Raw genomic sequence first — 21,559 nt, 5'->3', positions numbered from 1 at the left:
TCGTCAATCTCTCCCCTAATCCTGAGAGGCTGGCTCATCATTGAAAGGTGCACAGGCCATCTCCCTCCCCCTTGTGGGGAGGGCCGGGGTGGGGGTGTAGGCGCTGAACTGGACCAGCGTAGCGCCCACACCCCCACCTCCAACTCCTCCCCACAAGGGGGAGGAGGGTTGCCCGCGCTTTTCGAGCCAGACTTTCAAGATGAAGATAGGAGCGGAAGCCGCTTACGGTCCGGACTCTAGAGTCCTCTCAAAAAAGCGCTTTTCAGCCCTTGAGCACCGAAGCCGGGGCGCCGATCAAGCTCGGCAATATTCCAATTTTGTCACGGCCATGACGGAGCCATGCGCCTCACGCAGCCCTTTTATGAGGCATGCTGCATTGCAAATAAGCGCAATGCGGCCGATATCACCCTTGGCTGATTTCAACGCGGCACCGCTTTCTTCCTCCCGGCGATGCCGTGTCGGCCGTTCCCTCTGGAAGGTTTTGACTTTTGTCGGACCTCTACTTTAGCCGGGCTTCGAGCCCGGCTTTTTTTTGCTTTCGGGCCATCGAGAAACGTCAACGCGGCGTGGACCCTTCCACCTCTTCTTTGAGCGCGCGCCGCAGCACCTTGCCGACATTGGTCTTGGGAAGCGTCTCGCGGAACTCGATCCGGCGCGGCACCTTGTAGCCGGTCATGTTCTCCCGGCAGAACTTGCGCAGTTCATCGGTGGTGAGGGCCGGGTCGCGGCGCACCACATAGGCGACGACAGCCTCACCCGAATGCTCGTCCGGCAGACCGATGACCGCCGCTTCCACAACGCCGGGATGCTTGACGATCACCTCCTCGACCTCGTTGGGATAAACGTTGAAGCCGGAGACGAGGACCATGTCCTTCATCCGGTCGACGATCTTCACCTGCCCGTCGGGTAGAACGACCGCCACGTCGCCGGTGCGGAAGTAGCCGTCCGCCGTCATCACCTTCGCGGTCTCGTCCGGCCGCTGCCAGTAGCCGGCCATGACCTGCGGTCCCTTCACGCAGAGCTCACCCCGCTCGCCGGGAGGCAGGACCGCGCCGTCGGCAGAGCGCACGGAGATGTCCGTCGACGGCAGAGGATAACCGATGGTGCCGGTGAACTCCTCGATGTCGAGGCGGTTGGCGCAGACCACGGGCGAGGTCTCCGACAGGCCGTAGCCTTCGACGATGGGCTGCCCCGTCACCTGCTTCCATTTCCTTGCCACGACCTCCTGGGTCGCCATGCCGCCGGACACGGCGAAGACCATCTGCGAGAAATCCACCGTCTCGATGCCGGGCGCATTGGCGAGCGCATTGTAGAGCGTGTTGAGTCCGGACATCAGCGTGATCCGGCTTTTCTGCAGCGTCTTGACGAAACCGGGTATGTCGCGCGGATTGGCGATCAGCAGCTGGCATCCGCCGATGCGCGTCATCAGCAGGGCGCAAACCGTGAGTGCGAAGATGTGGTAGAGCGGCAGGGCCGTCACCATCACATGGTCCTCGCGATCGCCGAAGAACGGGCGCATCCAGGCCTCGCACTGGATCACGTTGGCGGCCACGTTGCGATGGAGCAGCGTGGCGCCCTTGGCGACGCCGGTCGTGCCGCCCGTATATTGCAGGAACGCGATGTCCTCGGGCGAAACGGACACCGATTGGGCTTTGCGTTTCGCACCCTCCGCAATGACAGCCTTGAAGGCGATTGCCTGCGGCAGCTGGAACGGCTTCACCGCCTTCTTCACATGCCGTGAAACCAGATTGACGATGGCGCCCTTGAGACCGAGCAAATCGCCGGGCGTGACCAGCACCACGCGATCGAGCTTCACCTCGGGCAGCGATTCCTGAACGGTTGCCGCGAAGTTCTCCAGCACGAACAGGAAGCGTGCGCCGGAATCCTTGAGCTGATAGGTGAGCTCGCGCGGCGTATAGAGCGGATTGACGTTGACCACGGTGCCGCCGGCCACCAGGACTCCGAACAGGATGGCGGGAAAAGCCATCACGTTCGGCAGCATGATCGCCACCCGATCCCCCTTCTTCAGCCCCTGCCCCTGCAGCCATGAGGCCACCGCATCGGCCTCTCGACCCAAAGCGGCATAGGTCATGCGCTTGCCGAAGCTCTCGATGGCGGCCCGGTTCGGATAATCCGCGACGGCCTTGCGGAAGATATCGGTGAGAGTGCCGATCCTCGCCTCGTCGATCGTCGGGGGAACTTGGCTCGGATAGGAGCTCAGCCAGGGGCGGGACGCATAAGGGTCCTGAGCGCCTGCGGTGGCAGGCGCCTGGGTGGTGGCATTCATCGTTGTCCTCCGCTTCGCGGCGAGGTTTGCTTCATGGGAGATGGCGTCTCCGTAAAGCACAACTTGGCGCGGAAGACCGCGTTTGTCGATGGAAATAGTTTAGGTCTGAACGATCATATCGGATCGCTCAGACCCAGTTTTCTCAATGCGCCTTCTGCAGCACCATCTCGGCTGGGCGGCCGCTGAGTTCCGCCATATGGTCGAAGCGGGTCGAGAACGTCCCGACGCCGGCCGTGGCCGAGCGCAGCTCGACGATGAGATCGCCGATCTCCGATTCCGGAATGGTGGCGCTGAGCACCTGCCATCCGTTCCAGCCGGGCCGCTCGTCATAGCCGAGGATCTGCCCGCGCCGTCCGGTCGCGAGGGCGGTCGCCTTGGCCAGCGCGTCGGACGGGATCGTGATCTCGACCGACAGCACGGGCTCCAGCAGGACCGGCTTCGCCTTCGGCAGGGCATCCGCCAGGGCGAGCCTGGCCGCCGCCTGGAAGGCCGCATCCGAGGAATCGACCGTGTGGTAGGAGCCGTCCGTCAGCGTCACGGCCAGATCGACCACCGGAAAGCCCAGCGGCCCGCATTTGAGCGCATCCCGGACGCCGGTCTCGACGGAGGGGATATACTGGCGGGGCACCACGCCGCCGGTGATCTTGTCCTGGAAGGCGAAGCCCTCCCCGCGCGGTAGCGGCTTGATCTCGATCATCACGTCGCCGAACTGGCCGTGGCCGCCGGTCTGCTTGCGGTGCCGCCCCCGGGCCGATGACGGGAGCTTGATCGTCTCGCAATAGGCGACCTTCGGCCGGGCGGTCTCGACGCCGACCTGGAAGCGGGAGGCGAGCTTTTCCACCGCCACGCGCAGATGCATCTCGCCCTGCCCGTGCAGGCGGATCTCGCCCATCTCGGGCCGGGTTTCCACCGCGAGGGACGGATCCTCCTCCGTGATCTTGGCAAGCGCGCTCGAGAGACGCACGTCGTCCTTGCGGTCCTTCACTTTGAGGGCGAGCACGTAAACCGGCTCCGGCGGTGCCGGCGATACGATGGCGTCGGGCCGCGCCTTGCCGGCAGCGAAGCTGTCTCCCGTGGCGATGCCCTCCAACCGGCCGAACCCGACCGTGTCGCCTGCACCGGCCTCGGCCTTGCGGGTCGTCGCGCTGCCCATGAGCGTCAGCAGGCTGCCGATCCGCGCCTCGGCGCTGCGCGAGCCGACCACCGTATCGCCCTCATGGAAAGTGCCGCGCATGACGCGGGAGACGGAGAGCTTGCCGCCTTGACCCATATGCAGGGTCTTCATGCCTTGAGCGAGCGGCGGGCCCTCCTCGGGAATGCCGAGGCGCGCGCGGGTTTCTGTCAAAGTCGGCGCCTCGTGGCGCAGCGCCTTGAGCAGCCGCGTGACTCCGTTGCCGCGCTCGGCCGAGCCGATCAGGGCCGGCACCACGTGGCGCTCCTTCAGCTCCTTCGAAAGATCGTCGAAGATCTGGTCGCGCGGCGGCTCGATCTCGGAGATCAGCTCTTCCATCAGCTCATCGTCATGGTCGGCCAAACGCTCGAGCATGGCGAAGCGCGCTTCCTTCTCGCGCGGCAACTCGCCCTCGGGCAGATCCACGATCTCGCTCGGCGCATGCTCGCGATAGATGAAGGCGCGCTCGAGGGCGAGATCGATGAAGCCGACGGCGATGCCGTCCTTCCAGAGCGGGATCTGACGCAGCAGAAGCGGCGTGCGCGATGCCTGCTGCAGCAACGCGAGCGTCTCGCGGATGCGCTGGTTGGCGGTGTCGATCTTGTTGATGAAGAGGAAGCGGGGGATATCGGCTTCTTCCAGCTCGCGCAGGATGATCTCGAGCGCCGGAATCTTGCGCTCATCAGCCTCGCAGACGACAACCGCCGCATCGCAGACCGGCGTGACGTTGCGCATCTCGTGCAGGAACTCGGTCGAGCCGGGGCAGTCCACGAAGGTCATGCTCTCACCGAGAAAATCGACACTCGCCACGTTGGGCTCGATGCTCATGGAATGGGCGCGGGCCTCGGCGCTCGCATCGCCCACGCTGTCCCCGTTCGCAACGCGGCCGGCGCGGGAGACAGCTCCCGTCCGCTCCAGAATCGCCTCGAGCAGGGTGGTCTTGCCGCTCTGAAACGGGCCGACGATCGCGATGCATCGCGGGCCCGCAGCTAGTCTGCCGTTGGGTGCCATAGGACGTCATCCTTCCCTGCTCCCACCTTTTGGCGCGTTCTTGTCAGGACGCGTTAGGTCGATGCTCTGCCTCTGGCGCAGAGTTGGCAAGAGGTCATTTAGGTTCAAGGGGGATCGCATGCAGAAACGGCCAGACTCGCGTCCGACCGTTCCTTGTAAGCAATATCCGTGAAATTACCGCGCCGCGCGCAGCTCGAGGTCGCCGACGCCGAGGGCGAAGTTGAGGCCGGTCTGGCCGCCGACGGAGACGGGCTGGAGGGCGATGGAACGGTTGGAGCCGCCGACGAGGACGTTGGCGCCGAGCCCCGCCCCCACCGTCGCCTCGGCGGCACCGCCCACATAGCTGCCGGCGAGAGAGCCCGGCGCCACGCTGCCGCCGGAGAAGACCGCCCAGGCCAGCACGCCGCGGCGGGTCACGCCGATGTCGAGGCCGAACCGGCGGATGAAGCCGACATACCGTTCGTTGCGCCCGCGGCGCGGGTTGAAGGTGCAGACGGTGCTCTTCTGCGATCCGACGATGAGCCCGATGCCGCCGGACACGTTGCAGGTCAGGACGCCCGCGCGGGTGCGGTTCTGGGCTTGAGCCTCGGTCACCCCGAGGGATGCCAGGAGCGCGAGAGCGGCAAGGGGGAAAGCGGCACGGACCATGGGTGAACTCCTAAGCTTAGCGTTCAACGGCGCAGAAGCGGCGCCGTTCCATGCGGAGGCTGTCAACCTTAAGACGAGGGAGCGGAATCCTGATGCTCGCCGCGGCGCACCACCCGCATGGCGGTGATCGTCACGGGGCCGGCGCGGAGCAGGTTCATGGCCGAGACGATCATCTCGGCCAGGCGCTCCGGGGCGACGCTTTCGCCCTCGATGTCGAGCAGAAAATCCTTCGCCTCCACATGGCCGCCATTGGTGAAGTCGACGCGGGCGTCGAATTTCACGCGGTGCGTGGAGGCGGGATCGGCCCGATAGGCCTCCGCCGCAGGATCCGGATGAAAGGTCCGCGGCAGGCTCATCCGCACATCGTGTGGAAAAGTGGTCCCAGTTTTCCGCATCAACGATGTGCTCCTTAAGAGACTAGGCATCGGACCCAAAAGTGGTCCCCACTTTTGGGTCCGATGCTTTAGCGCAAGCTTCCGCAGAAGCGCTGGACGCGGTGGCAGGCATCCTCCAGCGCCGCATTGGACGTGGCGTAGGAGATGCGGAAGTTCGGGCCGAGGCCGAAGGCGGAGCCGTGGACTGCCGCAACGCCTTCCGTTTCCAGAAGCTCGGAGACGAAGTCCTCGTCCGTCTTCAGCACCTTGCCGGAGGGCGCGGTCTTGCCCATGGCCTCGGCGCAGGACGGATAGACGTAGAACGCGCCTTCCGGCATCGGGCACTTCAGGTATTTCGACTGGTTGAGCATGGAGACCACGAGGTCGCGACGCTCCTGGAAAGCCTTCCTGAACACCGTGAGGTGATCCTGCGGGCCGTTCAGCGCTTCCACCGCCGCCCATTGGGCGATCGAGGTGGCGCCGGAGGTCTGCTGGCCCTGCACGAAATCCATCGCCTTGATCAGATGCTCAGGGCCGGCCGCGTAGCCGATGCGCCAGCCGGTCATGGCATAGGCCTTCGAGACGCCGTTCATGGTGAGCGTGCGCTCGTAGAGTCCGGGCTCGACCTGGGCCGGCGTGACGAACTCGAAATCGCCGTAGGTCAGGTGCTCGTACATGTCGTCGGTGAGCACCCACACATGCGGATGGCGCATCAGCACGTCGGTGATCGCCTTCATCTCCGCGCGGGTATAGGCGGCGCCCGTCGGGTTCGACGGCGAGTTGAGGATGATCCACTTGGTCTTCGGCGTGATGGCGCGCTCGAGCGGCTCCGGCTGGAGCTTGAAATTGTGCGCCATGGTGCATTCGACGAAGACCGGCGTGCCACCGCACAGACCGACGATCTCGGGATAGGACACCCAGTACGGCGCGGGGATGATCACCTCGTCGCCCGGGTTCAGGGTGGCGAGCAGGGCGTTGTAGATCACCTGCTTGCCGCCGGTGCCGACGATGGTCTGCGAGGGCTTGTAGTCGAGGCCGTTCTCGCGCTTGAACTTGCGGGCGATGGCCTCGCGCAGGGGCACGATGCCGGAAACCGGCGTGTACTTCGTCTCGCCACGGCGGATCGCTGCGATGGCCGCTTCCTTGATGTTGTCGGGGGTGTCGAAATCCGGCTCGCCGACGGAAAGACTGATCACGTCCCGCCCCTGGGCTTTCAGATCCCGCGCTTTCTGCGTGATGACGATGGTTGCAGACGGCTTGATGCGGGAAAGGGCGTCAGACAAAAAGCCCATGGGAATCCTCCGATCGGGGCGTTAGATAAGGACCGTGACGGCGGCGGACCCTAATGCGGTCAAGCCGCCCAAGCAAGCAAAACAGCCAGTAAAATAACCCTTCCCAAACGGGTTTTTGAGGAGCCGCCTTTTCCGATGACCACATCCGTCACCCGCCGCCTTGCGTTCGGCCTCGTCGCCGGCGCGACCCTTCTGGCCACCGCCGCCGCCGCCCAGGAATTCCCGAACCGCGTCATCAAGATGGTGGTCCCCTATCCGGCCGGCGGGCCGACCGACGTGATCGCCCGCATCGTGGCGGAGGAGATGGGCAAGTCTCTCGGCCAGAACGTCATCGTCGAGAACCTCGCCGGCGCCTCCGGCGCGGTCGGCACCCGCTCCGTCGCGAAGGCGGATCCCGACGGCTACACCATCGTGTTCGGCAACAACCAGACGCACGGGAACAACATGTTCCTGCTGAAGGAGCCGGGCTACGACGCGGTGAAGGATTTCGCGCCGCTTGCCGGCGCCGGCGCCTTCGAGCATGTCTTCGTGGTCAAGAACGACCTGCCCGCCAAGACGATCCCCGAGCTGATCGAGATCGCCAAGAAGGACCCCGGCAAGCTGAATTACGGCTCCACGGGCGTGGGCTCGGGCTCGCACCTGGCGACCGAGCTGTTCATGACCCGCACCGGCACCAAGATGACCCACGTGCCCTTCCGGGGCGCAGCACCCCTGGTCACCGAGCTCATGGCCGGTCGCATCGACGTGTCGAACTCGACCCTGCCCAGCGTGCTGTCCCAGTTCCAGGCCGGCCAGATGCGCGCCATCGGCATCGCCAGCCCGCAGCGCAACCCGCAGGCGCCCGACGTTCCGACCCTGCGCGAACAGGGCATCACCGATGCGGATGCGGAATCCTGGGCCGCCTTCTTCGCGCCGGTGAATACGCCGAAGCCCGTCCTCGACAAGCTGTCCGGCACGATCATCGCAATCCTCAACAAGCCCGACGTGAAGGAGCGCATCACCAAGCTCGGCTTCACCCTGAACGTCCGCGATCCGGAAGCGTTCAAGCCGTATCTCGCCAAGGAGATCCAGACCTGGGCTGAGATCATCAAGGCGGCGAACATCAAGGCTGAATGAAGGTTCTCGCCACGGTCATCCCGGACGGCTTCAGCCGCTCCGGGATCGCCTTCAGAAAAGGGCGCCATATTCGTCAACCGATCTTGGGGTCTCCTACGCAGCCCCGGGATGACGCGAAGGAGCGACTGCATGGAATTTCATCTGGGCCGCCTGATCGATCACGTCCACCTTCGCGTCTCGGATCTTGAGGCGAGCCGGCGGTTCTATCGGGCCGTTCTGAAGGCGGTCGGGCGTGAGTTCTCCTCGGAAAGCCCCAAGCATTTCGCCTGCGACGAATTGTGGGTCGATCGGGCGGACGGCCCGGTGTCACGGATCCACCTCGCGTTCCAGGCCCGCGACCGGGAGGCCGTTCAGGCCTTCCATGCGGCGGCACTCGCCAATGGCGGACGCGACAACGGCGAGCCGGGAGAACGATCCTATCACCCGGGCTATTATGCCGCCTTCGCCTTCGATCCGGACGGACACAATATCGAGGCAGTCTTCCATGGACCGGCCGAACGCTCTTCGGAATCCGTCGTGGTGCGTGCAAAGGCCTAATGCCACGCTGCCACATTGGTTAATGATTAGTTAACGCCGATACTTAGCCAAGATTCCGGAAGCGGCACTTTCGGATGATGCGGGAACTTTCTTGAATCGCACAAGTTTTTCTCCCGCAGCCACCGTTCGGTTGCAGGGTATGGTCCGATGAAAACATTCCAGCCGAGAAACGCCTGCCACGTCTCCTCACGTGCCCAGCGTCTCGATCCGCGCCGGGAAAGCCGCTGCTCGCTCGCTCTGATCATGCTAATGAGCCTTGCGACGCTCTCCGTGATGGCGACCACCCAGACCCTTTCGGCTCAGGACACGAAGGCTGCCCACATCCATTTCCAGCGGTAACGTGTGATTGAACTGCGTGGCGGTTGACGCCCTCGCGCAGGAGTTTAGCTCTCCGGCATCGGAACGACGGAGAGAACGATGTTGAGAGTTCGCCTTGCCCTGGCCTGCGCCCTGACCTTTGGCGCGCACCCCTCCGCCCTGGCCCAGGACACGCAGCGTCTTCGCACCGACAAGGTGGAAGTGATCGTCGAGACGGTCGCCCGCAATCTCCAAAATCCCTGGGGCCTCGCCTTCCTGCCGGACGGCCGCATGCTGGTCACGGAACGGCCCGGCCGCCTGCGCATCGCCGATGCCGACGGTTCGCTCTCCGAGCCGGTTCAGGGCGTCCCGCGCGTCGCTGCCCGCGGGCAGGGCGGGCTTCTCGATGTGGCGCTCGATCCGAATTTCGCGCAGAACCGGCTCGTCTATCTGAGCTTCGCGGAGGATCGCGGCGAAGGCCGTGCCGGCACCAGCGTGGCGCGAGGACGCCTGAGCCAGAACAGCAGCGCGCTCGAAACCGTTCAGGTCATCTTCCGCCAGGAGCCGACCCATACCGGCAACAACCATTGGGGCTCGCGCCTCGTCTTCGACCGCGACGGCAACCTCTTCGTAACCCTGGGCGACCGGTTCGACCTTCGCAACCAGGCTCAGAACCCGGCCAATCACCTCGGCAAGATCGTTCGTATCAAGTCGAATGGCGGGGCGGCACCGAACAATCCATTCCTGAATCGCGAGGATGCCAAGCCCGAGATCTGGTCTCTCGGCCACAGGAACCTGCAATCGGCCGCTCTTCACCCGACCACCGGTGAGCTCTGGACCGTCGAGCACGGAGCCCGTGGCGGCGACGAAGTCAACATCCCGCAGAAGGGCAAGAATTACGGCTGGCCGATCATCTCCTACGGCGTCGATTATTCCGGAGCCAAGATCGGCGAAGGCACCAAAAAAACGGGGCTGGAGCAGCCGGTCTATTATTGGGACCCGTCTATCGCACCGTCCGGCATGGCCTTCTACACCGGCGACAAGTTCCCGGCCTGGCGCGGCAGCATTCTCGTCGGCGCGCTCGCAGGCAAGCTCGTCTCGCGGCTCGAGACCAACGGCAACCGGGTGACGGGCGAGGAGCGCATGCTGCAGAATCTCGGCGAGCGCATCCGCGATGTGCGCCAGGGTCCGGATGGCTTCGTCTATCTCCTCACCGATTCCCGCGACGGACGCATCCTGCGGATGAAGCCCGCGACCTGACGGACTGCAGGCGCGAGGCCCGAACAGGGTGAGAGCCGCGCCGGCGATGTTCCATCGGTTGGGCTTCGCGCCTTCTGCGATCCAGAGCCCAGGATCTCGGCGAGTGCGGCCGTCGCGTAGACGAGAAGCGTCATGGGCGGCCCCGCTCAGCGCCCCTGGAAGATGAACGCCGCGCCGCCCGCGATCAGGATGAAGCCGATGAGATGGTTCCACCCCAGCGGCTCCTTGAGGTAGAGCACCGAGAAGCCCGCGAAGACCACGAGGGTGATCACCTCCTGCATGGTCTTGAGCTCGGCCGCCGAATAGACCTCAGAGCCGATGCGGTTGGCGGGCACGGCAAACCAATATTCCACGAAGGCAATGCCCCAGCTGGCCATGACCGCAAGCCAGAGCGGCGATGTCTTGAACTTCAGATGCCCGTACCAGGCGAAGGTCATGAAGACATTCGATGCGATCAGCATCAGGACGGGCGCGGTGTGAGGGCTCATGGGGAAGACCGGAGGAGATGGGAGAGAATTTGGAAGAACCGCCCTGCCCTATTCCTCCCCACAGCCATGTCAAGTTGCAGAAAGGAAGCAGCCTTAGAGCATCGGACCCAAACGTGGACCCACTTTTGGGATCCCATCCGATGCGCCACTCTTTGAAGGCCGCATCGTTGGATGCGCTAACGGGCGCCGAGGCGCTCCAGCACCTGAGAGCCGCCGGCAATCTGCGGATTGGATGGATCGAAGCCTTCGCGCCGCTCCCGCTGCGTGACGAGGCCGCGGGCGCGCTCGAAAGCGATATCGAGTCGGCGCTCGCCGCGGAGAGCCTTGTTGAAGAAGGCATCGCCGAAATAGGTCCAGGTCGCGCCGTCGCGGCAGCCGAAGGACGGCTTGTCGGCTGCGGCCGCCGTGATGACGAGGGTGCGCGCATCGGCCAGCTCCCGGGCGAAGACGCCCGAATAGCAGGCCGAGACAATCAGGACCCGATTCTGCGCCCGGGTCCGGTCCAGCAGCGTCCTGACATCCCGCGGCGTCACGAGGCGGGCGTCCCGTCCGGCCACGAGCCCGATTCCCTCCGGCGCCCCATGCGAGGTGAGGACGAGGACAACGATATCTTCCGCCGGGTCGAGAACCTGTCCCGCGGTCGTCGCTGCAGCCAGGAGGGTTTCCGGCGTCGCGCCCGCCCGGCGCTTGGTGTTGAACCGGACGATGGAACGTCCCTTCGCGTCTAGCTGCGCCTCGAGGACGCGCGCCGCGCCCTTGGCCTCGCTCTCGAACACGCTCTGCGGACCCCAGAGCCCGAAGGACAGGACGTAGACATCGACTTGGCCCGGACGCTGCGCCGCCAGCCGGACCGGGTCGGCCCGGCGTGCCGCCTGCGCATGGGCGTCGTGAAGCGGGCTCAAGGCGAGCGAGAGCCCAACCAGACAGAAAGCGATCAACCGGCGCATCGAACACCCCACCCTCGACTTACTTTACGCGCAGCCGGTGCCGAAAGCCATGGATCGGCCCAGTGAACGGCATCTGCCGAACCGAATCCCCTCTTCCGGGTTTCTCTGTCAGAGATTTCTCGAGAGGGCTTACATGGACATCGCGCTCGACAAGGTTTGCGAACTCATTCTCCGCGTCCGGGCCATCGACGTCAAAGAGGGCATCACAGATCCGGCCTCGGGCTCGAACCCTATCGACGACGGCAGCATCGACGCCCTCACCTCCGATCCGGACGATGCCACGGAGGACGAGCTTCGCGACGTGATCGCCGGCCTCAACGACGACGAGCGCGCCGACCTGATCGCCATGGTCTATATCGGCCGCGGCGATATGGAGCCGGAGGAATGGGGCGCCGCCGTGCGTCTCGCCCGCGAGCGGGAGGCCGCCAGCTCGCTGTCGACGGCCGACTGGCTCATTGGCATCCCGAACCTCGCCGACCTCCTCGACGAGGGCCTCAACGCCATGGGGCGCAGCTGCGCCTGAGGCAGGCGACGCACCGGACGTCCGGTGCGTCGCCGCCCCCAGCCTACATGGCCTTCGGCATCGCGGCGATGTCGCGCACATTGCCCTCGACGCCTGATACCACGGCGACCTGCGAAGCTTTGCCGGTCGTCAGATCGACCTTGTAGAGCGTCTTGCCGCTCATGAGCCAGCCCTCGCTCATGGCATCTCCTGACACGATGTTAAAGGCGATGGAGCCTGCTTCCATGCCCAGCATGCCGACCGAGTTGAGCACGCCGTCATTGGGCGGCGACTGCTTGACCAGAACGCCGCTCGCCTCGATATCGTACAGCGTCGTTTCCTTCGCGCCCTTCATGGAATTCGTATAGGCGCCGGCCACGACCTTCGGCATCTTGCCCTTGTGCATGTCGGCTTCCGCAAATTTGAGCTGTCCGTCCTTCGTGACCTTTCCGTCATCCACATTGGCCCGCAGGTTCATGCCGTCGGCGCCGATGATCCGCAGCCTGTCCGCGACCGGATTGAAATCGACGGTCGCCATGGTGCCCGGTGTGAGCATAGCGTCGAGCTTCGACTTCATGGTCGCCTTGCCCGAAGCCGGATCGATCGTGACCACCGTGCCGTCGGCCACGACCCCGTAGAGCATGCCGTCGGCCGGGCGGACATCGATCCCGACGAGCGTCCCGGTGAGACCCGAAACCTTCATCGACCGGTCGACCTTCTTTGCCGCGACGTCGACGATGGCGATCGTGTCGTCTCCGACAAGTGCGGCGACGCTCTGCGCATGGGCGGCCCCGGCCAACAGACTCGACCCGACGAGAGCCGCGGCCAATGACGTGATTTTCATGATCTTCCTCCGGCGAATGGCGCCGGCCATGCATGGCCGGCGTTGCGGATACCCACGGGAATCCCCTATGGATGCAGGGGCCGTGAATTTTTTCGGCACCCAGCGCATCCAGAGGCTGGATCCGAGTGTATTGTCCGCAAGTGGAAACGGAGATCTCGCGTGAAGGCAGTGCTGGGGGAGGCAGCCTCCCCGGCTTCGGACCTGAATCGCGCCCTGAGCCTCTGCGCCGGAGGCGATCGCTCGGCCTTGCGTGCCGTCTATGACAGCGAAGCGCCGCGGATGCTGGGTGTCGCCATGCGACTCCTGCGCCGACGGGCGCTGGCCGAGGAAGCCGTGCACGACACCTTTCTGCAGATCTGGCGCAAGGCGGACAGCTTCGATCCGATGAAGGGCGATGCCCGCTCCTGGCTCTATGCCATCCTGCGCAACCGCGCGCTCAACATCCTGCGCGGCGAAAACAGGACGGATCTGGTTGAGGATTTCGAGCCGATGGGTCTCGTGAGCGAGGAGGAGGACGCCGAGACCGTGATGCTGCGCCTGTCCGATACGGGCCGCCTGAAGGGCTGCCTGCAGCGCCTGGAGCCTTCGCGGCGCCAGGCCATTACGCTCGCCTATATCCACGGCCTCAGCCACGGCGAGCTCGCCGGACGCCTCGGCGTTCCCCTCGGCACGATCAAGTCGTGGATCCGCCGCGCCCTGGTCTCCCTGCGGGAGTGCATGGCATGACGCGGGACGAGCAGGAACGGCTGGCAGCGGAACACGTCCTGGGGCTCCTCGAAGGCGAGGAGCGCGGACAGGCCGAGCGCCTGCTCGCTTCCGATGCGACTTTCCAGGCCATGGTCGAAGAGTGGCGCAGCCGCTTTTCCGAATGGGACAGCACGGCAGCCGCCCTGCCACCAGGCAATGCTCTCTGGCAGCGTATCGAAGCGGGCCTCGCGGCCGAGCCGGCACGGGCAACGCAGCGCCCGCTCGCGGCAGCCCCGCTTTCGTCTCCCTCGGGGCCACTTCGGAGCCTGTGGGACAGTCTCGCCTTCTGGCGCGCATTCGGCCTTGCCGGAGCGCTCGCGGCTCTTCTCCTCGCTATGGGTATGGGCTTCTTTGCCCTGAAAGCCTCGCGCCAGCCGATCCTCGTGGCCGTGCTGATGAACGACGCCAACCAGCCCGGCGCTGTGCTGCGCACCTTCGCCGATGGCCGGGTCGAGCTGACCCCCCTGGGCGACATGCAGATCCCGCACAACCATTCCATCCAGGTCTGGACGTTCCCCGACCCGGCCTCGGCACCGGTCTCGGTCGGAATCGTCCATGCGGCGAGAACGGTTTTCCTCGACCTGCGGAACCTTCCGCAGCCGCACACCGATCAACTGTTCGCGATATCCGTCGAACCCCTCTCCGGATCGCCGACGGGTCTCCCCACAGGGCCCGTCATCATGAAGGGAACTGCAACGACGGCCCTGTGACGGTGCCCTATTTGTGACATGGATCAGGCCAATACTTCGGCCTACTCCCGAAGGAGGATGTCATGGCTCCGCGCCAGCCGCCGGAAAATCCGGACGACGACAGGCAGAGTGATTTGCTGCGAGCCGTTCATCGGGCGCTCAACGACGCCGTGCCGGTGAATGTCCCTGTGGAGGAACAACCCCTCACCGAAATGCAGCAGGACCTGCCCGAACCCGAATCCGTGGACGAGACGCAAGTCGAAATCGACCGCATCGAGGCCTACATGAAGGGACCGACCGCCTTTACGGCCTGACTTATATTTTTGCGTGACCCTGCATCCAATCGCGTCGATGCAGGGTACCCGCCCTGAAGGTTGACCCTTCGGTTTCCGGCAACCGGGCCGGAAACCCATGCAACCCATTCAGGGATCCAATTCCATGAACATTCGCATCGCCTGCATGACCGCCGCTTTCGCCTTTGCGGCTCCCGCCCTCGTAATGTCATTGCCCGTGACCGCCCAGGAGCAGACCAAGACGGTGGGCGGCGCGCCGATGTATGCCTCGAAGTCCATCGTCGAGAATGCCGTCAATTCGAAGGACCATACGACCCTGGTGGCCGCGGTGAAGGCCGCCGGCCTCGTCGAGACCCTGCAGGGCAAGGGGCCTTTCACGGTCTTTGCACCCACCAACGCAGCCTTCTCCAAGCTGCCCGCCGGCACGGTCGACACCCTGCTCAGGCCCGAGAACAAGGCCCAGCTCACGGGCGTGCTCACCTATCATGTCGTGCCCGGCAAGATGACCGCGCAGGACCTCGCCATGAAGGTGAAGGACGGCGGCGGCAAGGCCATGCTGAAGACCGTCCAGGGCGAGATGCTGACGGTCACCCCCTCCGGCAATACGCTCACGATCACCGACAAGAAGGGCGGCAAATCCACCGTCAGCATCGCCGACGTGATGCAGTCGAACGGCGTCATCCACGTTGTGGATACGGTTCTGCTGCCGGGTTAAGAAGCAGGCTATCCCAGTAATTTCCAATGAGGGCAGCCTTTTGAGGCTGCCCTTTTGCCGTTTAGAGCCTCGGACCGGAAATGAGACTCCTGGCTTCTGTGCGAGGCCGAGCTGTGATTCACTGCCTGGACTGGGAGGTGGATTATGGGTCATTGCTATTCCCTGGATCTGCGGGTGCGCGTCGCCGACTTTGTCGATGCAGGTCATTCCTGCCGGGCGGCAGCCCAGCACTTTGACGTCAGCGAGAGTTTCGCCATCAAGCTGGTGCAGCGGAAGCGGCGGTTCGGCTCGCCGGCACCGGCCCGGCAAGGCCGTCCGCCCGGACGCGGCAAGCTGGTGCCCTATGAGAGCTTCTTGATCCAGACGGTCGAGGCCGAGCCGGCCATCACCATGCCCGAGCTGGCCGCAAGGCTGCTGACTGAGCATGGGATCGTTGCGGCTCCCGCGATGCTCTCGCGCTTCCTGTGCCGGCACGGCTTCTCATATAAAAAAATGCCTGATGGCGGCGGAGTGCGCACGCGCCGATGTGCGGGATGAGCGCCGGGTCTGGCATGCCCAGCGCCAGCCGCGCATGCGCCAGGAGACGCACCGGCTGGTGTTCCTGGACGAGACGTATGTCAACACCAAGATGACGCGCCTGCGCGGGCGGAGCCGCAGGGGCCAGCGCCTACGCATGAAAGCTCCCTTTGGACACTGGAAAACCCATACCTTTCTGGCTGGGCTACGGTGCAACGAGTTGTGCGCGCCGTGGATCATCGATGGCCCGATCACCCGGTTGGCGTTCGAGGCTTACATTGAGACGCAGCTCGCGCCGACGCTGCGCAAAGGCGATGTGGTGATCCTCGACAACCTGGCTGTCCACAAGAGCGAGAAGGCCGCTCAGTGTCTGAAGCAACGCGGAGCCTGGTTCCTGTTTTTACCTGCTTATTCGCCTGATCTTAATCCAATTGAACAGGCCTTTGCCAAGATCAAAGCGCACTTGCGCAAGGCCGAGGCCCGAACGTTCGACGCGCTCTGGCGAGCGCTCGGTGAGATCTGCAACCTGTTCGAACCACAAGAGTGCTGGAACTACCTTAAGGCTGCCGGATATGCGTCCGTTTAACCGTCCGATGCTCTAGAGCGGACGCCTGCGGAACTTGGATTACTGTCCTGGAGAATAATACAAATCTTAGGTTGATTGACTTGGGTACTATATCTTATGGATGTATAAATATAACGATACACGCCTCGGTTATGTGCGTTGCCTTCTCCACCTTCCTTCCCGAATTCCGACGCCGTCGAGGCATTCATCAACCGATGGACGGCCCGTGAAGGCGGCGCGGAACGGGCCAACTTCCCGTTGTTTCTCTTGGAGTTGTGTGACATCATCGGTGTCCCGCGCCCTGCGCCTTCGGGACATCAGCGCGAGCTGAATGATTATGCTTTCGAGCGTGCCGTAAGCCTTCGCGAAAGCGCCACAACGAACGGATCAAAATTCATCGATCTCTACAAGAAAAGTGCCTTCATTCTCGAGGCCAAGCAGTCGCGCCTGCCTGACGGACGAAAGGTTGAGCGAGGCAAACTCGCACCTGTCACTGACGAGCCCGCCAATCTCGGCCAACGCAGCATCGCGAAGGGCTGGGACGTGCTGATGAAGAATGCGCGCCAGCAAGCGGAGTCTTACGTCTTCCTGCTCGATGCGGATCATCCGGCGCCGCCCTTCATCATTGTCTGCGACGTCGGCCACTGCCTGGAGCTTTACGCCGACTTCACCGGAACCGGGCGCGCCTATGGCCATTTCTCCGACCGCAACCGGTTTCGGATCTACATGGACGATCTCCGCAAGGACGACGTTCGCGCGCATCTGAAGCGCATCTGGCAGGAGCCGCATTCCCTCGACCCGTCGAAGGAAGCCGCCCGCGTCACCCGCGACATCGCCAAGCGCCTTGCGCAGGTGAGCAAGGGGCTGGAGGAGCGCGGATGCACCGCGGAGGATGTGGCGCATTTTCTCATGCGCTGCATCTTCACCATGTTCGCGGAGGATGCGGAGCTTCTGCCGAAAGGCGCGTTCACGCAGCTTCTGAAGGAGTGCATCGATCATCCCGATGCGTTCGCGCCGCTGATCGAGGAACTCTGGTTGAAGATGGACGAACCGCAGCACGAGCGGCGTTTCTACTCCCTGTTCAAGACACATCTGCGCCACTTCAACGGCAGCCTGTTCAAGCGGGCCCGCGCCTTCCCGCTGGGCCGCGAGGAGATCGGCGAGCTTCTGGCGGCCGCGGGCTATTCCTGGACCGAGGTCGATCCCGCGATCTTCGGCACCCTGCTCGAACAGGCCCTCGACAGGACCGAACGCAGGAAGCTCGGCGCGCATTATACGCTCCGCGCCTATGTGCAGCGCCTCGTCGAAGCGACCGTCATGGAGCCCCTGCGCGAGGATTGGCAGTACGCCCTGCGCAAGGCCGAGCATGCGAAAGAGACCGGCGACGAGAGGGCGGCCATCGCCACCATCCGTGCTTTCCATCGCCAGCTCTGCGCCACACGCGTGCTCGACCCTGCCTGCGGCACCGGCAATTTCTTGTACGTCTCGCTGGAGCTGATGAAGAAGCTCGAAGGCGAGGTGCTGGAAGCGCTGGCGCAGCTCGGTGAACCGGAGAGCATGGGTCTCGACCGCGAGACCGTCGACCCGCACCAGTTCCTCGGATTAGAGCTCAATCCACGCGCTGCAGCGATTGCCGAACTGGTGGTGTGGATCGGCTATCTGCAGCAGCACTACCGCAACCGCACCGGCCACCCCTCCGAGCCGATCCTGCGCGCCTTCGAGAACATCAATCTCGGGCGGCGCCAGGGTTATGACGCCGTGCTCACCTGGGACGGCTATCCCATGCCGCAGGTGATGGAGAAGGATGGCAGGCGCATCGAGGCCTATCCGAACGCGCGGCGGCCGGAATGGCCCGAAGCGGAGTTCCTCGTGGGCAATCCACCGTTCATCGGCGGCAAGGACCTGCGAGCCCGCCTCGGCGATGCCTACACGGAAGCGCTTTGGGCCGCGCACAAGCATATGAACGACAGTGCCGATTTCGTCATGTACTGGTGGGATCGCGCGGCGGAGTTCTTGACCGCGAAAGGCTCGCCCCTGCGCCGCTTCGGCTTCGTCACCACCAACTCGATCACACTGGAATTCTCACGCCGCGTGATGAAGAAGCGCATGGAGGCGAAGACGCCGATCTCACTTGTGATGGCGATTCCGGATCATCCTTGGACGAAATCAGCAGCAGATTCAGCTGCGGTGCGGATCGCGATGACCGTGGCGGCGAAGGGTGAGCGGGATGGTATGTTGTGCGAAGTCGTGCGCCAGAGTGGGCTCGATACGGATGAGCCATCCGTTGAACTTGTGGAGCGCGCGGGGCGCATCAACACGGATTTAAGCATTGGAGCTGATATAACGGCAAGTCGTTCACTAACTGCGAGCGTAGGTATATGCCACGATGGTGTGAAGCTTCATGGACGCGGCTTTATTGTTACCTCGCAGGAAGCTCAGCAGCTTGGGTTACAAATTCGAGAAGACCTTGATCAATACATTCGGCCATATCGGAATGGCCGTGATCTTGCTGCCTTATCACGCGATCTTAGGGTTATCGATCTTTACGGCCTGGACGCTTGTGAAGTGCGACAACGTTTTCCGGAGGTGTACCAGCACTTGCTAGCTACTGTGAAAGCTGAACGAGATAAGGTCGCTCAGAGATCTCGGACAAAAGATTCTGAGGCCTATGCAAGATTATGGTGGCTCTTTGGGAAACCTCGGCAGGAACTGCGCCCTGCGCTCTCTGGTTTACGAAGGTATATCGCCACTGTAGATACGGCCCGCCATCGCGTCTTCCAGTTCTTAGACCCCGCAATAGTTTGCGACGACAAGAGTGTGATCATAGCTGCGGATGATGCCTGGCTTCTGGGCACTCTACAATCGAGGATTCACGTTGTTTGGTCTCTACGTGCCGGAGGTTGGCTCGGTGTTGGCAATGACTCGGTCTACGTGAAGTCTAAAGTTTTCGACCCCTTCCCGTTCCCCGATCCGCCCGAATCCCTCAAGTCCGAAATCCGCGCCGTCGCGGAGGAACTCGATGCGTTCCGCAAAGCCCGTCAGGCCGAGCACCCGAAACTCACGCTGACGCAGATGTACAACGTGCTGGAGAAGCTGAAGGCGATGGCGGCGGCACAACGAGCCTCCAGTGTCATTCCCGGCCGGAGCGCAGCGGAGGGGAAGGGAATCCATAGCGTTGAGCATGATCGTCAATCCCCTTCCCTCGCCTCCGGCTCGCCGGGGATGACACGGGGTGAAGCAGTTGCCCTCACCTCCGACGAGGAGCGGATCAAGGACGAAGGCCTGATCCTCATCCTGAAGGAGTTGCACGAGCGCCTCGATGCGCTCGTGTTCCGGGCCTATGGCTGGCCTGACACCCTCACCGACGAAGAAATCCTCGAGCGCTTGGTGGCGCTCAACGCCGAGCGGGCGAAGGAGGAAGCTGCGGGCCTCGTGCGATGGCTGAGGCCCGACTACCAGATCCCGCGCTTCGCCAAGGGCGCCGCAACGGCGAGGACCGGCGAGCTCGATCTTGGCGAAAACGTCGTCGCTATCGACCGCTCCCTTCCGGATTTCCCGAAGGACCGGCACGAGGACCCGCTCGCCGTCGAGCACGCCCTCCTCGCCGCCGGCCGTCCGATGGATGCGTCGGCGCTGGCACGCGGGTTCAGGCGCGGCGGCAAGCGCATCGAGCCGCGGATCGCGCAGGCGCTCACCACCCTCGTCCGCTACGGGCGCATCGGCATGACCCAGGACGGCCGCTACCTCGCACGCCGGGCGGCGTGAGGCGGGAACGGCGGAGGAGAGTGGCATGCCGCCTTCCCTCCCCCTTGCGGGGAGGGATTGAGGGTGGGGGTCGGAAAGTCTAAGCGCTGCCCGTCGTAACTCTCTCGACGTCATCGCCGGCCTCGTGCCGGTGATCTCGATTGTGTGAAACGCCGTGCCTTACGGGCCGGGATGGCCGGCACGAGGCCGCCATGACGTGGCGGGTGCGACGGGACGGTCTCACCCAGCCGGCCCACCCCCACCCCCCGCAAGTGGGAGGGCAAGGGAGCCTCATCCCGCTCACCATCCTGGGTCGGCTTAGCCCTCCGGGACGACGCGCAATCCTGCACCCAATCCGGTCTCAAGACGTTGTCGAAGCTGGAGCAGCCGTGTAGCTGATTCCGACAGTCACGGTTTGGATTTCGACGGGAGCCCTCATGAGCATCGGCCTGATCGCCTTGCTGGACGACATTGCGGGCCTGGCCAAGGTCGCTGCCGCCTCGCTCGACGATGTGGGAGCGCAGGCCGTCAAGGCGGGCGCGAAGGCAGCCGGCGTGGTGATCGACGATGCCGCCGTGACGCCGCGCTATGTGGTCGGCTTTGCCGCCTCGCGGGAGTTGCCCATCGTCGGCAGGATCGCCCTCGGCTCGCTCAGGAACAAGCTGATCTATCTCCTGCCCGCGGCGCTGATCCTCAGCTTCGTCGCGCCCTGGGCGATCACGCCGCTGCTCATGATCGGCGGCGCCTATCTCTGCTACGAAGGTTCCGAGAAGGTGTTCGAGGCGCTGTTTCCGCATGGGGCGCACGAGCATGAAGCTGCCGTCGGCGCCGCCACGCAGACGGAGCAGAACGTCGAGGACGAGAAGGTGAGCGGCGCGATCAAGACCGACTTCATCCTCTCGGCCGAGATCATGGCGATCACGCTCGCGAGCCTACCCTCCGGCTCGACCTGGATGCAGGCCCTGGTGCTCGCTGTCGTCGGCATCGGCATCACGGCCCTGGTCTATGGAGGCGTGGCGCTGATCGTGAAGGCGGACGATGCCGGCCTGGCGCTCGCCGCCAACGACAGGCCGGTCTCGAGCCTCCTGCGCCGCGACGATGCGAGCGCCAAGCTGCATACGGACCGGCTTCTGGCGCCGCTCACGAAGGGTTTCGGGCGCGGCCTCGTGAAGGCCATGCCGATCCTGCTCAAGCTCCTCGCCATCGTCGGCACGGCCGCCATGATCTGGGTCGGCGGCGGCATCATCATCCACGGCCTCGAAGGCTACGGCTTCGCCGGCCTCGCCCACGCCATCCACGATATCGCCGCCGCGGCGGGCCATGCGGTCCCGAGCCTCGGCAGTGCGGTGGAATGGCTGGTCTCGGCGGCAGCCGCCGGTCTCTTCGGGCTGATCCTCGGCGCCATCCTGATTCCCCTCACCCATTACGTGGCCGTGCCGGTCGCGAAGGCCCTGCGGGGCGGGAGCCGCAAGGCCGAGAAGCATACGGTATAACTCCCTGCACTCTTCCAATCCCC

General features: G+C 64.2%; 19 protein-coding genes and 1 pseudogene. 12 read left to right on the top strand and 8 right to left on the bottom strand.

The window, feature by feature from the left end:
• Positions 1 to 556 precede the first annotated feature (556 nt).
• The 5 genes from BB934_RS18750 to BB934_RS18730 form a co-directional block, all read right to left on the bottom strand.
• Positions 557 to 2,287, bottom strand: a complete 1,731-nt coding sequence (locus BB934_RS18750; RefSeq protein WP_099510988.1) for an AMP-binding protein — start codon at positions 2,285 to 2,287, stop codon at positions 557 to 559.
• 142 nt (positions 2,288 to 2,429) lie between these two features.
• A complete protein-coding gene (locus BB934_RS18745) occupies positions 2,430 to 4,469 on the bottom strand; it encodes an elongation factor G (protein ID WP_099510987.1) in 2,040 nt (679 codons plus the stop codon).
• Positions 4,470 to 4,643: 174 nt separating this feature from the next.
• A complete protein-coding gene (locus BB934_RS18740; RefSeq protein ID WP_099510986.1) occupies positions 4,644 to 5,117 on the bottom strand; it encodes a DUF992 domain-containing protein in 474 nt (157 codons plus the stop codon).
• 68 nt (positions 5,118 to 5,185) lie between these two features.
• Positions 5,186 to 5,473 carry a hypothetical protein gene (locus BB934_RS18735; RefSeq protein ID WP_099510985.1) on the bottom strand — a complete coding sequence of 96 codons (288 nt, stop codon included), beginning with the start codon at positions 5,471 to 5,473 and terminating at the stop codon, positions 5,186 to 5,188.
• Positions 5,474 to 5,580: 107 nt separating this feature from the next.
• Complete coding sequence (locus BB934_RS18730) at positions 5,581 to 6,783, bottom strand: pyridoxal phosphate-dependent aminotransferase (protein ID WP_099510984.1); 1,203 nt, start codon at positions 6,781 to 6,783, stop codon at positions 5,581 to 5,583.
• Between the two features lie 135 nt (positions 6,784 to 6,918).
• Between BB934_RS18730 and BB934_RS18725 the strand changes: the two genes are divergently transcribed.
• The 4 genes from BB934_RS18725 (at position 6,919) to BB934_RS18710 (ending at position 9,993) form a co-directional block, all read left to right on the top strand.
• A complete protein-coding gene (locus tag BB934_RS18725; protein WP_099510983.1) occupies positions 6,919 to 7,899 on the top strand; it encodes a Bug family tripartite tricarboxylate transporter substrate binding protein in 981 nt (326 codons plus the stop codon).
• A gap of 129 nt (positions 7,900 to 8,028) precedes the next feature.
• Positions 8,029 to 8,436, top strand: a complete 408-nt coding sequence (locus tag BB934_RS18720) for a VOC family protein (RefSeq protein ID WP_099510982.1) — start codon at positions 8,029 to 8,031, stop codon at positions 8,434 to 8,436.
• A gap of 147 nt (positions 8,437 to 8,583) precedes the next feature.
• On the top strand, positions 8,584 to 8,775 hold the full coding sequence (locus BB934_RS18715; RefSeq protein ID WP_099510981.1) for a hypothetical protein: 192 nt from the start codon (positions 8,584 to 8,586) through the stop codon (positions 8,773 to 8,775).
• A gap of 78 nt (positions 8,776 to 8,853) precedes the next feature.
• Positions 8,854 to 9,993, top strand: a complete 1,140-nt coding sequence (locus BB934_RS18710; RefSeq protein ID WP_099510980.1) for a PQQ-dependent sugar dehydrogenase — start codon at positions 8,854 to 8,856, stop codon at positions 9,991 to 9,993.
• A gap of 146 nt (positions 9,994 to 10,139) precedes the next feature.
• Here the strand turns inward: BB934_RS18710 and BB934_RS18700 are convergent, their stop codons facing one another.
• Positions 10,140 to 10,481, bottom strand: coding sequence for a DMT family protein (locus BB934_RS18700; RefSeq protein ID WP_099510979.1), 342 nt, complete (start codon positions 10,479 to 10,481; stop codon positions 10,140 to 10,142).
• Positions 10,482 to 10,657: 176 nt separating this feature from the next.
• A complete protein-coding gene (locus BB934_RS18695; protein ID WP_099510978.1) occupies positions 10,658 to 11,428 on the bottom strand; it encodes a C13 family peptidase in 771 nt (256 codons plus the stop codon).
• A 133-nt stretch (positions 11,429 to 11,561) separates the two neighbouring features.
• Here BB934_RS18695 and BB934_RS18690 point away from each other — a divergent pair, with 133 nt between their 5' ends.
• Positions 11,562 to 11,951 (top strand): DUF3775 domain-containing protein, encoded by a 390-nt coding sequence (locus tag BB934_RS18690; RefSeq protein ID WP_099510977.1) that lies wholly within the window; start codon positions 11,562 to 11,564, stop codon positions 11,949 to 11,951.
• 43 nt (positions 11,952 to 11,994) lie between these two features.
• Here the strand turns inward: BB934_RS18690 and BB934_RS18685 are convergent, their stop codons facing one another.
• Positions 11,995 to 12,774 (bottom strand): DUF4394 domain-containing protein, encoded by a 780-nt coding sequence (locus tag BB934_RS18685; protein ID WP_099510976.1) that lies wholly within the window; start codon positions 12,772 to 12,774, stop codon positions 11,995 to 11,997.
• Positions 12,775 to 12,933: 159 nt separating this feature from the next.
• Here BB934_RS18685 and BB934_RS18680 point away from each other — a divergent pair, with 159 nt between their 5' ends.
• The 7 genes and pseudogenes from BB934_RS18680 (at position 12,934) to BB934_RS18650 (ending at position 21,536) form a co-directional block, all read left to right on the top strand.
• Complete coding sequence (locus BB934_RS18680; RefSeq protein ID WP_237050012.1) at positions 12,934 to 13,500, top strand: sigma-70 family RNA polymerase sigma factor; 567 nt, start codon at positions 12,934 to 12,936, stop codon at positions 13,498 to 13,500.
• Entirely contained in the window at positions 13,497 to 14,231 is a 735-nt protein-coding gene (locus BB934_RS18675) for an anti-sigma factor (RefSeq protein WP_099510975.1), read from the top strand. The genes BB934_RS18680 and BB934_RS18675 overlap by 4 nt, the downstream gene beginning before the upstream one ends.
• Before the next feature lie 62 nt (positions 14,232 to 14,293).
• Positions 14,294 to 14,524 (top strand): hypothetical protein, encoded by a 231-nt coding sequence (locus BB934_RS18670; protein WP_099510974.1) that lies wholly within the window; start codon positions 14,294 to 14,296, stop codon positions 14,522 to 14,524.
• Positions 14,525 to 14,648: 124 nt separating this feature from the next.
• Positions 14,649 to 15,218: a fasciclin domain-containing protein gene (locus BB934_RS18665; RefSeq protein ID WP_099510973.1), complete on the top strand. Its 570-nt coding sequence runs from the start codon at positions 14,649 to 14,651 to the stop codon at positions 15,216 to 15,218.
• Positions 15,219 to 15,362: 144 nt separating this feature from the next.
• Positions 15,363 to 16,320: pseudogene (locus BB934_RS18660) on the top strand (IS630 family transposase).
• Positions 16,321 to 16,458: 138 nt separating this feature from the next.
• Entirely contained in the window at positions 16,459 to 20,064 is a 3,606-nt protein-coding gene (locus tag BB934_RS18655; protein WP_099510972.1) for a class I SAM-dependent DNA methyltransferase, read from the top strand.
• Between the two features lie 416 nt (positions 20,065 to 20,480).
• Positions 20,481 to 21,536, top strand: coding sequence for a DUF808 domain-containing protein (locus tag BB934_RS18650; protein WP_099510971.1), 1,056 nt, complete (start codon positions 20,481 to 20,483; stop codon positions 21,534 to 21,536).
• The last annotated feature ends 23 nt before the right edge of the window (positions 21,537 to 21,559 follow it).

It is taken from the genome of Microvirga ossetica, from assembly GCF_002741015.1.
In the GTDB taxonomy this organism is placed as follows: Bacteria; Pseudomonadota; Alphaproteobacteria; order Rhizobiales; family Beijerinckiaceae; genus Microvirga; species Microvirga ossetica.
The sequence above is the reverse complement of the archived record's forward strand: the minus strand, read 5'-3'. Positions and strand labels throughout refer to the sequence as shown.